The organism is Kitasatospora atroaurantiaca (assembly GCF_007828955.1).
Taxonomy (GTDB): Bacteria; Actinomycetota; Actinomycetes; order Streptomycetales; family Streptomycetaceae; genus Kitasatospora; species Kitasatospora atroaurantiaca.
The window spans coordinates 2,554,041-2,566,110 of record NZ_VIVR01000001.1 but is presented as its reverse complement, the minus strand read 5'-3'; the positions used below and the strand labels follow the sequence as shown (position 1 = coordinate 2,566,110).

7 protein-coding genes, 1 tRNA gene and 2 pseudogenes are annotated in these 12,070 nt (G+C 71.2%); 2 read left to right on the top strand and 8 right to left on the bottom strand.

Features of this window, described 5'->3' with window-relative positions:
* Positions 1-74 precede the first annotated feature (74 nt).
* The 4 genes and pseudogenes from FB465_RS11850 to FB465_RS11835 all read right to left on the bottom strand — a co-directional run.
* Positions 75-521 carry a DUF4442 domain-containing protein gene (locus FB465_RS11850; protein WP_145790142.1) on the bottom strand — a complete coding sequence of 149 codons (447 nt, stop codon included), beginning with the start codon at positions 519-521 and terminating at the stop codon, positions 75-77.
* Between the two features lie 181 nt (positions 522-702).
* Positions 703-778, bottom strand: a tRNA-His gene (locus FB465_RS11845).
* 123 nt (positions 779-901) lie between these two features.
* Positions 902-1,504 carry an oligoribonuclease gene (orn, locus tag FB465_RS11840; protein ID WP_145790140.1) on the bottom strand — a complete coding sequence of 201 codons (603 nt, stop codon included), beginning with the start codon at positions 1,502-1,504 and terminating at the stop codon, positions 902-904.
* 478 nt (positions 1,505-1,982) lie between these two features.
* A pseudogene (locus tag FB465_RS11835) lies at positions 1,983-3,066 on the bottom strand (helix-turn-helix domain-containing protein); the annotation flags it as partial.
* Positions 3,067-3,996: 930 nt separating this feature from the next.
* On the opposite strand from FB465_RS11835, the gene FB465_RS11830 reads away from it, so the two are divergent.
* A complete protein-coding gene (locus tag FB465_RS11830) occupies positions 3,997-4,758 on the top strand; it encodes a GNAT family N-acetyltransferase (protein WP_145790138.1) in 762 nt (253 codons plus the stop codon).
* A gap of 70 nt (positions 4,759-4,828) precedes the next feature.
* Here the strand turns inward: FB465_RS11830 and FB465_RS36280 are convergent, their stop codons facing one another.
* Positions 4,829-5,908, bottom strand: a complete 1,080-nt coding sequence (locus tag FB465_RS36280; protein ID WP_246192623.1) for an HAD family hydrolase — start codon at positions 5,906-5,908, stop codon at positions 4,829-4,831.
* Positions 5,909-6,721: 813 nt separating this feature from the next.
* Between FB465_RS36280 and FB465_RS11820 the strand changes: the two are divergent.
* Positions 6,722-7,159 (top strand): annotated as a pseudogene (locus FB465_RS11820) (universal stress protein); the annotation flags it as partial.
* Between the two features lie 203 nt (positions 7,160-7,362).
* On the opposite strand, the gene FB465_RS11815 reads toward FB465_RS11820, so the two are convergent.
* From FB465_RS11815 to FB465_RS11805, 3 genes are all read right to left on the bottom strand, one after another.
* The gene (locus FB465_RS11815) at positions 7,363-8,553 is read right to left on the bottom strand and encodes an acyl-CoA dehydrogenase family protein (RefSeq protein WP_145790135.1); all 1,191 of its coding nucleotides are present in this window, start codon (positions 8,551-8,553) and stop codon (positions 7,363-7,365) included.
* Positions 8,554-8,708: 155 nt separating this feature from the next.
* Positions 8,709-9,737: a hydroxymethylglutaryl-CoA lyase gene (locus tag FB465_RS11810; RefSeq protein ID WP_145790134.1), complete on the bottom strand. Its 1,029-nt coding sequence runs from the start codon at positions 9,735-9,737 to the stop codon at positions 8,709-8,711.
* Positions 9,734-11,992, bottom strand: a complete 2,259-nt coding sequence (locus FB465_RS11805) for an acetyl/propionyl/methylcrotonyl-CoA carboxylase subunit alpha (RefSeq protein ID WP_145790132.1) — start codon at positions 11,990-11,992, stop codon at positions 9,734-9,736. The genes FB465_RS11810 and FB465_RS11805 overlap by 4 nt, the downstream gene beginning before the upstream one ends.
* Between the last annotated feature and the right edge of the window lie 78 nt (positions 11,993-12,070).

The following is a 12,070-nucleotide window of genomic DNA, read 5'->3' as shown; positions in this document are numbered from 1 at the left end:
AGCCCTGGTCAGCCGTCGGCTGCGGCGGCGACCCGTGGGTCGGGTCCCGTCCTCGCCCTCCTGCCCCGGGAGGGTCAGGAGTTGGGGCGCAGGGTCCACGTGATGGTCATCACACCCGTGACGGCGCCGTCGGCGCGGGTGATCTCCACCGTCACCGGGAACTCGGGGCGCTCGCCCTTGTCCAGCTCCGCGAGGATGTCGGCGATCGGGCGGCCGAGGGTGGCGGTCGCGGTGACGACGCCCATGGCGAGCTTCTTGTACGAGATCTCGGCGTTCACCGCCAGCGGCACGGCGCGCGAGAGCTGGTCGGCGAAGGCCGCCAGGACGATGCAGCCGCTCGCGGACTCGGCCAGGGTGAACATCGCACCGGCGTGCGGCCCGCCGACGTGGTTGTGGAACTCGGGCTGGTCCGGGAGCTGCAGCACGGCCCGTTCGGGGCTGGTCTCCAGGTACTCGAGCTTGAGGGTGCGGGCCATCGGCACGGTGGAGTCGAGCAGCTGGCCGATCGAAGGTGTGGTCATGCCGATGATGTTACTAGCCAGTAGCTTGTTGCGGGAGGGGCCACCGGAATCTTCCGGGCCGGCGGGCATGACGTGCGGTCCGGCCTCTCGCCGGAGGTCCGCCATGTTCGATCCGAACGGTGGACATGCCGAAACGCCTTGAGGGCCGGATCTCTTCAAGAGATCCGGCCCTCAAGGCTGTTGGGGTGAGTGACGGGACTCGAACCCGCGGCCACCTGGACCACAACCAGGTGCTCTACCAACTGAGCTACACCCACCATCTGTCCGGGGCGTTCCCGCTCCGACAGGAAGAACTCTACAGGATCCGAGAGGGTGCTCGCGCCAGGGTTTCGAGTGCGGGCGCCGCCGCGGGGGAGAGCGGGGGAGAGGGTGGGGGCTGGTCAGGAGGTGGGCAGCTGGTACTTCGCCGCGATCGCCCGGGCGGCGTCGGTGTCCGGGCCGGGCGGCTCGACGAACACGGCCTCACGGTAGTAGCGGAGTTCGGCGATGCTCTCGCGGATGTCCGCGAGCGCGCGGTGATTGCCGCCCTTCTGCGGGCTGTTGTAGTAGGCGCGGGGGAACCAGCGGCGGGCCAGCTCCTTGATCGAGGAGACGTCCACGATCCGGTAGTGCAGGTGCTGTTCGAGAGCGGGCATGTCACGGGCCAGGAACCCGCGGTCGGTCGCCACCGAATTGCCGCACAGCGGTGTCTTGCCGGCTTCCGGAACGTGCTCCCGGATGTAGGCCAGCACCCGTGCCTCGGCCTCGGCGAGCGTGACGCCGTTCTCCAGCTCGTTGAGCAGCCCGGAGGCGGTGTGCATGGTCCGCACCACCTCGGGCATGTTCGCCACCGCTTCGGCGGGCGGGCGGATGATGACGTCCACTCCCTCGCCGAGGATGTTCAGCTCGGAGTCGGTCACGAGCGCCGCGACCTCGACCAGGGCGTCCCGGCCGAGGTCGAGCCCCGTCATTTCACAGTCGATCCATACCAAACGGTCATTCACGCCACTCACCCTACGGCGCGATCACGCGAGCCCGACAGTTGACGGCCGGCCGCGTTGGGACGTGCCGCGCCGGGGCTCCCTTCGTCGTCCGGGTCCGTGTGGGTCTCGGTACCGGTGTCCGGGTGCGTGTCCGTACGGGTGTCCGGGCGGCTGCCGGCGAGTGCCGCGCCGTCCGGCCGGTGCCCCTGCCCCAGGCCACGGGCCGTGGGCTGGCCATGGCCTTCCTCCTCCGCGACCGCGTGCTCCACGGTGCGTTCCGCGATCCGCTCGGACGAGCGGTCGGAGGCACGGTCGGAGGCCCGCTCGGAGGCACGGGGCGGCCGGCTGGCCGGGCCCGGTTGGGCGGGGACGAGCGGCCGGATCCGGTTCTTGGCCGGCGGCGGGTTGCCAGGGGAACCGGGTGTCTGCGGGGTGGCCGCGCCGGCCGAGCCGACCTGGCCCGTCTGGCCGACGTGGGTGCCCGAGCCGGGCGCCCGGTCGGCCGGGTGGCCCTGCGACGGCACGGCGGGCGTCGGAGCGGGCCGACGGGCCCGGTAGCTCGTCCGGTACGCGGCCGGGGAGACCCCCAACTGGCGGCGGAAGTGACCGCGCAGCGCGACCGGCGAGCGGAAGCCGCAACGGCGTGCCACATCGTCCACCGAGAGCTCGGACGTCTCCAGCAGCCGCTGGGCCTGCAGCACCCGCTGAGTGATCAGCCACTGCAGCGGCGCGCTGCCGGTGAGCGTACGGAACCGGCGGTCGAACGTACGACGGCTCATGTACGCGCGAGCGGCCAGTACCTCGACGTCGAACTGCTGGTTGAGGTTCTCCAGCGCCCAGGTCACCACCTCGGCGAGCGGGTCGTTGCCGATCTCCTCCGGTAATGACTGGTCGATGTACTGGGCCTGCCCGCCGCCCCCGCGCCGGCTCGGCACGACCAGCCGACGGGCCAGCGCATTGGCGGCCTCGGCCCCGTGGTCGCTCCGCACGACATGGAGGCAGAGGTCGATGCCGGCCGCCGTTCCGGCGGAGGTGAGCACATCGCCGTCGTCGACGAAGAGTTCGCGAGGGTCGACATGGACGCGCGGGTAGCGCTTGGCCAGGGTCGGCGCGTACATCCAGTGCGTCGTGGCCGGGCGGCCGTCCAGCAGGCCGGCGGCCGCGAGGACGAATGCACCGGTGCAGAGGCCGATGATCCGGGCGCCCTCGTGGTGGGCCTTGCGCAGGGCGGCGATCGCCTCGACGGGCGGCGGTTGGGAGATCGACCGCCAGGCGGGCACCACGATGGTCCCCGCGCGGGAGAGGGCCTCCAGGCCGTAGGGGGCGGTGAGGGTCAGCCCGCCGGTGGTGGCGAGCGGGCCGTCCTCGCCGGCGCAGACCAGCAGGCGGTACCGGGGGACCCCGGCATCCTGGCGGTCCACCCCGAAGACCGAGAGCGGGATCGAGCTCTCGAAGATCGGGGCCCCGCCGAAGATCAGGACGGCAACGGTCTCGCGGCGCCGCCGCCCGGACAGCTTCCGAGGTGCGGGAGCGAGGCCGGGAGTCGAGGCGCCCGTGGTGCCTGCCGTTGCCGCAGCTGCCATCGAGGCTGCGGGACCACCGTGCTGGACCGGGAGTTGATGTGGCAGCTGGGCCGGGATCTGGCTCTGGAGCGGGCTCGCGGCTTGCGAGAGGGCGGCCGTGGTGGCGTAGGCGGTCACCGGCGCGGTGGCCGGACCAAGGGTCAGCCCGGTTACCGAATCGGTAGTTTGGCCCGCGAATGACCCGCCGCCCAGGGCTTGCGGTGCGAACCCCTGTGGCCCCGAAGTCGAGTTGAGAGGCACCTGATGTCCGGCCCGCGACGCATGCGACGACTGGGCAGGGTAGGACGGTTGGGACGACTGGGGGCCATGATGAGCCTTTGAAGGCTGTGCTGCATGACCAGGGTGGGTGGCGTGGCTGCCGTGGGTGCCCTGAGAGTTGTGGGGAAGTCTCGACGCCGAGGTGGGTGCGGCCTGTTGTGCGGTCGCGTCGCTTCTCGAAGCCCGGCTCGTGCGGCCGGACGGCGACTGGCCGCCGTCAGGACCCGCGTCGCTCCTGCTCACCCTGCTCAAGGCGCTCCAGCCCCCTCGGTGGTGTGGTGTGGTGGTGCTGCACTGCTCGCCAAGATCGAATCTACTGGGTGGACCGTTGCCGTTGTGACAAGTTCACCATCCGACGCTATGTCGACATGGCAATTTGGCGTGATGCATTCGATCACGAAGCGTGGCACCCGTCGACCCCTCTGGGAAGGGGGCGGGAGGAACGGTGGCTTGTTGTCGCACGACCTGTCTCCGGGGAGTGTGGTGCGGTGCGCCCTGCCGGATGGTCTGGGCTGCGGCTTTGCCCAACGGTGATGACCTGTCCCGAGATTGACTGAAAATAGGCGGTTCGCAACAGGGGCGCGCGGGGAGCGGATGTGCGCCGCTGTGAGCCGCTGTGCAGCCAAAGAGGGGCCAGGGCAGGCCGTCGGGCCGCACGGTTAGGGTCGCTCCATGGAGATGCGCAGCCGGCTCGAACAGGCCAACGACAATGCCGCCGCCTTCTGGCTCGGCCAGGCCCGCGTGCACGGGTGGGAGCACATCCGGAGCGCGGGGTACACGGCTGTCCGCTGTGCCCGGGACGCGGCTGACGCCCATCGCGTCGTGATCACCCGGCCGTACGGCGAAGCCGGGGAACTGGTGGCGGAGTTGACGGAGCTGTTCCGTACCTGGGGAACGGTTCAGCTCTGCCTCGAGGACCCGTACGGGGGACTGGACCTCGCGCGGTTCGGCCGCGAGGCCTCCCTTCAGATGGCGGTGATGGCCCGCGAACCCGAGGACGCATCAGGCCTGGGGATCTCCGATCGGACGGCCGCCGGGCTGACGGTCGACGAGGTCCGGGACGACGAGGATCTGGCAGCCGTGGAGCGGGCCGTGGTCGAGGGGTTCCCCGTGGCGGCCAGGCAGCCCTGGGTACGGGGTGAGCTGCTTCCGCCGGGGCTGCTCACGCTCCCCGGCTACCGGGCATGGCTGGGGCGGGTGGACGGCCGGCCGGCCGGCGGCTGTATGACCTATGACGACGGGGAGACGGTCGGCGTCTACTGGGTGGCCACCCTGCCGGAGCACCGGTCTCAGGGCATCGCCCGCGCGGCGGTGGCCGAGGCACTGGCCGCCCACCCCGGGCGGGTGACCACCTTGGTGGCCACCCTGCTCGGTGAACCGCTGTACCGCAGGCTGGGCTTCACCGAGCAGGGCGTGACCCGCTGGTGGCGTTAGGCCCTGTCCGATAGTTCCCGCCGGGCGCCCACCCCCGCGCGCTGATCTGACGCGAATCGTCGGACAGGGCCTAACCGGCGGTGCCGTCAGGGATGCGGACGGCCGCGACGCGGCGCACGGCAGCTGCGCCGGTCTTGTTGGCGGGGAAGGGCGGGACGGTGGCGGCCGTGGTCCGCCCGGGTGCTGTGGTCGCCGCCGCAGCCGGTCGCGGGCCGAGTGCTGAGACGGGTGTCGGGGCCGGGGCCAGAACCGGGGCCAGAACGGGGGCAGGGGCAGGGGCGGACGCAGAGGAGCGGGGCACGGCGTACCGGCCGGTTGGGCGCTCGATCTCGTACTCGCCGTTGTACTCGCCGGCGTGACGGATGCGTTCGGAGGCCGGAGCAGCGGCAGGGGCGCCCGCCAGCTGGACGGGAGCGGCGTCGGCTGTGGCGACCGCCGGGCGGACGGAGCGGCGCGGGTTCGGTCGGAGGCTCGGTGCGTTACGTGCCGTCAGGACCAGGCCGACGGCCTCGGGCAGGCCGGCAGCACTGAGGGTGGGCCGGTAGCCCGATTCGGCCCAGGGGCGGCCATGGTGGAGCCAGACACTGCGGAGGCCGGTCACCTCGGCGCCCGCGATGTCGGCCGGCGCGTAGTCGCCGATCATCCAGGTGTGCGAGGTCCAGTCGGCGGTCGGTGGAACGCCGCAGCGTTGCGCGGCGATCTCGAAGATCTGCGGGTCAGGTTTGAGACATCGGGCCTCCTCGGAGATCACCCAGCCGTCCACCAGCGGGCCGAGGCCGGTGCGGCGGATCTTCTCCAACTGGGGGCGGGTGCCGCCGTTGCTGACGATGCCGAGAGTCCATCCGGCGGCCCTCGCGGTGTGCAGCGCGTCGATGTGCGAGGCGGGGCAGTGGATGTGGGAGTTGATGCCCCGCCGGTAGTGGGCGAGGAGCAGTTCGGTGGAGTGGTCGAGGCCGTAGCGGCGCTTGATGGCCCCAAGTACCGTGCCGCGGGGCACGTAGCCGCCGCCGTCGATGGTGGTGAACCAGCTCAGGTCGCCGGGTGGTAGACGGTGTTCGTCCAGGAAGTCCTGCGCCCAGGCTCTGAACGCGGCGTCTCGGGGCAGGAGGGTGTTGTCGAGGTCGAACAGCAGCAGCGGCATGCGCTGCATGCTGCCAGTGCTCCGGGGTATGCAGATGGCAATTGCCAATCGACGGCCCGAACTGGATCGAAATGGCCGAAAACCGGAGCGTCCTGGAGGTAGCGGATCTACCGGATCTAGGGGACAGAGTGAATACGGAGGACGCAGGAGATCACTGCGCCTGACGGGGACGCTGTGTCTGCGCAGGATTTCGCGAGGGTCTCGGGAGGGCCCGGATGGGCACGGTACCGGTCGATGACAGTCCGGTCACGTTGTGTTGTCGGGCTGTTGCATTGGAGAGCCTCCTCGGCCAAGCTCCAGGGAACCTCCTTCTCGGGCGGGCGCCGGACCGCCGGTAGCAGGGGGGCGTGAAAGGCGCGGCGCACGCATCCTCCGTTAGCGGGATCGTTGCCGTTTCGGGGCTCTGCTGCTGGGCTGGGCCTCGCCTCCGTCGTACTCTGAAAGGAATAGGTCACATTCGGTGGCGCTCGGCAGAGACCGGCTCGGTGTCGTGGGTGGGCTTGTTGCCTGGGCAGCTTTGTCCTTCCCTGTCGGCCCATCTCACTCGAAGAGCTTTGAGCCATGGCTGGTTTTGAGCCCCCCAGATCCGCTGACGCGAATGTCGTCGCCCGGCCGGTCGACGAGTCCTCGTCGTGCGCGCCGGACGTCCGGCGGTCAGCGGCCGTTTTCGCCCGCGACGTCGTGCGCCGCGGTTGGCCGAAGCCGCGGCAGCGGAGGGGCGAGCACAGGGAAGAGCGGGCGGAGGGCGCGGTGACGGACGGCGCGGGGTCGGCGGTCGGCCGGCCGGGCGGGGTGGACGAGCCCTCGGTTCAGGAGCAGGCGGCGCGCGCCTGCGACCCGGTCTTCCAGCATGGTGTGGTGGTGGGGTTCGACGGCTCCCTCTCGAGCGAGCGGGCGCTTGCGTACGCGGTCGGCATGGCCCGCCGCTCCCAGTGCGGGCTGGTGATCGTCCATGTGGCCAACCGCCTGCCGGCGACGGTCTGGGCCGGTTGTGAGCCGCCGGTCTTCGTCGATCTTCCGGATCACCGGACGGAGATCCTCGGACTGGAGTTGGCCTGCGCCGACTACCTGGCCGGCGTGCCGTGGATCCTGGTGGAGCGGGGCGGGGACATCTGTCACGAGATCGAGGAGGTCGGCCGGGAGTACGCCGCCGACGCGATCGTGGTGGGGAGTACCCACGGGCTGCTAGGCAAGCTCTTCGGTTCGGTCTCGGGCAGGTTGGCGCGCCGGGCCAACCGGCCGGTCATCGTCATTCCCTGACGTGCAGTCGGTGAACCCGCAGGCTTTGACGGGGTGTCGGGGCCGATGCGTGGCCGTCTCGCCGGAGCGGACGCCGGCACACATGTGAGGGAGTCTCGGGCCTCACAGAGGTGTGCCGGGCGTCCAGCGGTCGTGGTTGGTGCGTGGTGGGGCAGTCGGTGATTGAACGTGGCCGACGGTGGAGCGGGTAACCGGGCGCAGACTCAGGAGGTCATGCCCAACTCCCGCGCGATGAGCATCCGCTGGACCTCGGAGGTGCCCTCCCCGATCTCCAGGATCTTGCAGTCACGCCAGAAGCGGGCGACCGGGAACTCGTTCATGAAGCCGTAGCCGCCGTGGATCTGGGTGGCCTCCCTGGCGTTGTCGACGGCAGCCTCGGAGGAGTACAGCTTGGCGATCGCGGCCTCCTTCTTGAAGGGCTCGTTGTGCAGCAGCCGGGAGGCGGCGTCCCGCCAGGCCAGGCGGGCGGTGTGGGCGCGCATCTCCATGTCGGCGAGCTTGAACTGGATGACCTGGTTGGCGCCGATCGGGCGGCCGAAGGCGCGGCGGGTGGCGGCGTACTGGAGCGACTGGTCGACGCACCCCTGGGCCAGGCCGGTGGCCAGGGCTGCGATGGCGATGCGGCCCTCGTCGAGGATCCGCAGGAACTGGGCGTAGCCGCGGCCACGCGTACCGAGCAGGTTGGCCGCAGGGACGCGGCAGTCGGTGAAGGACAGTTCGCGGGTGTCGGAGGCGTTCCACCCGACCTTGGAGTACTTCTTCGAAACCGTGAAGCCAGGGGTACCGGTGGGCACGATGATGGAAGAGATTTCGCGCGATGGCGAGAGATCCGAGCCGTCTTCACTCGAACGAGCGATCGGTTCGGTCAGGGCGGTCACGGTGACCAGGCCGGTGATGTCCGTCCCCGAGTTGGTGATGAAGCACTTCGTGCCGTTGATCACCCACTCGTCGGTGGCCTCGTCGTACCGGGCGGTGGTACGGGTCGCGCCGGCGTCCGATCCGCCCTCGGGCTCGGTCAGGCCGAAGGCGCCCAGCATCTCGCCCGAGGTCAGCCGGGGCAGCCACTCGCGCTTCTGCTCCTCCGTGCCGAAGCGGTAGATCGGCATCGCGCCCAGCGACACGGCCGCCTCGAGTGTGATGGCGACCGAGGAGTCGACCCGCGCCAGCTCCTCCAGCACGAGGCCGAGGGCGAAGTAGTCGCCGCCCATGCCGCCGTACTCCTCGGGGAAGGGCAGCCCGAAGAGGCCCATCCGGGCCATCTCGCGGACGATCTCGTACGGGAACTCCCCGTGCTCGTAGAACTCGCCGATCTTCGGGGCGACCAGGTCCTGGGCGAACTCGGCCACCGTGCGGCGAAGTTCCTCGTACTCGTGGTCCAGTCGGTGGTCGAGCATGGTGATCCTCCTGGATCGCGGCCCGGAAGGCCGGTGTTGTCGATGGGAAGGGCGAGGCCCTGAAGGATGGGGAAGGGCGGGGCCCTCGAGTGAGCAGGGCCCCCAAGTGAGCGGGGCCGTGGAGTGAGCGGCCCGAAGGAACCTGAAGGAAGCGGTCAGGCCGGGTGGCTGTACAGCGCCTGGACGGCCCTGGAGGGGCTGGGACGGCCGAGCTGCTGAGCCATCCACCCGCTGGCCGCGACCAGCGCGCGCAGGTCCACGCCGGTCTCGATGCCGAGGCCGTGCAGCATCCAGACGAGGTCCTCGGTGGCCAGATTGCCGGTGGCGCTCTTGGCGTACGGGCAGCCGCCCAGGCCGCCCGCAGAGGCGTCCACCGTGGTCACCCCGCTGCGCAGCGCGGCGAGGGTGTTGGCCAGCGCCTGGCCGTACGTGTCGTGGAAGTGGACGGCGATCCGCTCGGTCGGTACCCCGGCCCGGGCGAAGCCTTCCAGCAGCGCGGTGACCTGGCCCGGAGTGGCCACGCCGATGGTGTCGCCGAGGCTCAGCTCGGTGCACCCAAGCTCCAGCAGCCGCACGCCGAAGTCGATCACCTGCGCCTGCGGGACCGGGCCCTCCCACGGGTCGCCGAAGCACATCGACAGGTAGCCGCGCGTCGGGACACCCGCCTCGGCCGCCCGCTCCACGACCGGGCGGAACATCGTCAGCACCTCGTCCGCAGAGCGGTTGAGGTTTCGCCGGGCGAAGGTCTCGGTCGCGCTGGCGAAGACCGCGATGTCGGTGACGTGGTGCGCGAGAGCACGGTCGAGACCGCGTTCGTTCGGCACCAGGACCGGCAGTCGCAGGCCGGGGTGACGGCCCGGCAGCTCGCCCAGCTGCGGCATCAGGTCCTCCGCGTCGGCCAGCTGGGGGACCCACTTCGGGTGGACGAAGCTGGTGGCCTCGACGGTACGCAGCCCGGTGGCCGCCAGCCGGGTGATGAACTCGGCCTTCACCTCGACCGGGACGAGCGAGCTCTCGTTCTGCAGCCCGTCGCGCGGCCCCACCTCGTGGATCCGTACCCGGGCGGGCAGGCCCGGCTCGCGCACGGGGGCGGGCAGACCGAGTTCGAGGGCGTCGGGCTCGTGCGAGCCGGCCTGCGGTGCGCCGTTTCGCGCTGCGCTGATCTGTTCTGCGGGGGTGGTCATGATGCAGCCTCGCCGGAGAGGTCCTCGTCGGGGGTCACGACGGCCAGCAGCTCCTCCATGGCGACGGTGGCGCCGGCGGTGGCCCGCAGTTCGGTGACGGTGCCGTCGTGCGGCGCCGAGATCACGTGTTCCATCTTCATGGCCTCCAGGACCATCAGTGGTTGCCCGCGCCGGACCTGCTCGCCGAGGGTGGCCTTGACCACCGTGACGGTGCCTGGCATCGGGGCCGTGAGCGCGCCGTGGTGGGCGGCCGCGGCTCCGGTCCGGTCGGCGACCGGGTCGTACGGGTGCACCGCCCAGGCGTCGCCGTCGACACCGAGCCAGGTCACCGGGCCGACGGTGGTGGCGGGGCCGTTGTCGGTGGCGTGTGCAAACGTGGTCTGCAGACCGTCGACGGTGAGATGCAGCCGGCCGACGGTCCGGGTGGCCCGGGCCTGCCGGATCGGCCCGTCACCAAGACGAACCTGCAGTTCAGGGGTGCTGTCTGAGGAATTGTCAGTGGCCTCGGATACGTTGCGGCCGGCAACGGGTCGTACGAGGACGGAGACCGGGTCGTGTCCCGGGAGGCGGAGCCGGTGGGTGGTCCAGGCCGGTTCGCCGCCCAGGCGCCAGCCGGACGGGACGGAGAAGGGATCGCTCCAGCCGTTGGAGGCGGTGGCCGGAGCGAGCGCCAGGTGCCGGGTCAGCGCGGCCGCGTAGTACAGCGTTTCCACGGCGGAGACGGAAGGAGGCGAAACCTCGGTGCCGCCCTGCTCGGAGGGCGCCGCCCCCGGTGCCGGCAGTTCTGTCGGATGATCGGAAACGGTTCGGGTGTACGGCGAGGCCAGCAGCTCGGGGTGCTGCTCCGCGGTCCGCTCGACCAGGCCGGTGTCGAGTCGGCCGGCTGCGACGTCGGGGTGGGCGAGCAGCCGCCGCAGGTAACCGGAGTTGGTGGTCACTCCGAGGATCCGGGTGTCCGCGAGCGCCGCGCGGAGCCGGCGGAGAGCGGTCGGGCGGTCGGGCCCGTACGCGATGACCTTGGCCAGCATCGGGTCGTAGAGGCTGCTGATCTCGGTGCCCGGGCCGACACCGGAGTCCACCCGGATGCCGGTGCCCCGCGGTTCGTCGAGGACCAGGATCTGGCCGCCGGTGGGCAGGAAGTCGCGGTCCGGGTCCTCGGCGCAGATCCGGGCCTCGATCGCGTGGCCCTGGAAGGAGATGTCCGACTGGGTGAAGGGCAGGTCCTCGCCGGCGGCGATCCTGAGCTGCCACTCGACCAGGTCGAGCCGCTGCGGGTGCGGGGTGTCGGCGCCCACCGCGATGGCCAGCTCGGTGACGGGGTGCTCCACCTGGAGACGGGTGTTCATCTCCATGAAGAAGAAGTCCAGCACGCCCTCGGGGGCCGGCCCGTCGGGGTCGATGCCGGGCACGATGAACTCCACAGTGCCCGCACCGGTGTAGCCGCAGGCCTCGGCCGCGCGGACGGCTGCCGCGCCCATGGCGGCCCGGGTCTCCGGGTTCAACAGGACGGAGGGTGCCTCTTCGATCAGCTTCTGGTGTCGGCGTTGCAGACTGCACTCGCGTTCGCCGAGGTGCACGGTCCTGCCGTGGGTGTCGGCAAGGACCTGGACCTCGATGTGCCGGGGCCGGTCGACCCAGCGTTCGAGCAGCAGGGTGTCGTCCCCGAAGGCCGTACGGGCGACCCGGCGGGCGGCGGTCAGTTCACCGGCGAGGTCCGCCGGGTCCCGGACGAGCCGCATGCCCTTGCCGCCGCCGCCGGCGGACGGCTTGAGCAGCACCGGGTAGCCGATCTCGGCGGCTGCCGCGGTGAGTTCCGCGTCGGTCGGGGCGCCGCCCTGGCTGCCGGGGACCACCGGTACGCCTGCGGCGCGTACGGCCTCCTTCGCATTGATCTTGTCCCCCATCAGCTCCACCGCACCCGGCGGCGGACCGATGAAGACCAGACCGGCCTCCGCACAGGCGCGGGCGAAGGCCGAGTTCTCGGCGAGGAAGCCGTAGCCCGGGTGGACGGCCTGGGCGCCGGTACGGCGGGCCGCCGCCAGGATCTGGTCGGTCCGCAGGTAGGTCTCGACCGCAGAGCTGTCGCTGCGGTCGGCCGGACCGAGCCGGACCGCCAGGTCGGCCTCGCGGACGTGCGGCGCATCGGCGTCGGCGTCGCTGAAGACGGCGACCGACCGCACTCCGAGCTGCCGGAGGGTGCGGATCACCCGAACGGCGATCTCGCCTCGGTTGGCGACCAGAACAGTGTCGAACATGGGAGGCGATCCTCCGGGTCGAGGGGAGCCGTGGGGAAGGGAAGAGAGCGGCGGTGCCGGGACCGACCGGGCGGGGGA

What these genes read in the sequence shown, in the direction of transcription:
- FB465_RS11850 (WP_145790142.1), bottom strand. Translation starts at nt 521, where the DNA reads ATGACCACACCTTCGATCGGCCAGCTGCTCGACTCCACCGTGCCGATG.
- FB465_RS11830 (WP_145790138.1), top strand. Translation starts at nt 3,997, where the DNA reads ATGGAGATGCGCAGCCGGCTCGAACAGGCCAACGACAATGCCGCCGCC.
- FB465_RS36280 (WP_246192623.1), bottom strand. Translation starts at nt 5,908, where the DNA reads ATGCAGCGCATGCCGCTGCTGCTGTTCGACCTCGACAACACCCTCCTG.
- FB465_RS11815 (WP_145790135.1), bottom strand. Translation starts at nt 8,553, where the DNA reads ATGCTCGACCACCGACTGGACCACGAGTACGAGGAACTTCGCCGCACG.
- FB465_RS11810 (WP_145790134.1), bottom strand. Translation starts at nt 9,737, where the DNA reads ATGACCACCCCCGCAGAACAGATCAGCGCAGCGCGAAACGGCGCACCG.
- FB465_RS11805 (WP_145790132.1), bottom strand. Translation starts at nt 11,992, where the DNA reads ATGTTCGACACTGTTCTGGTCGCCAACCGAGGCGAGATCGCCGTTCGG.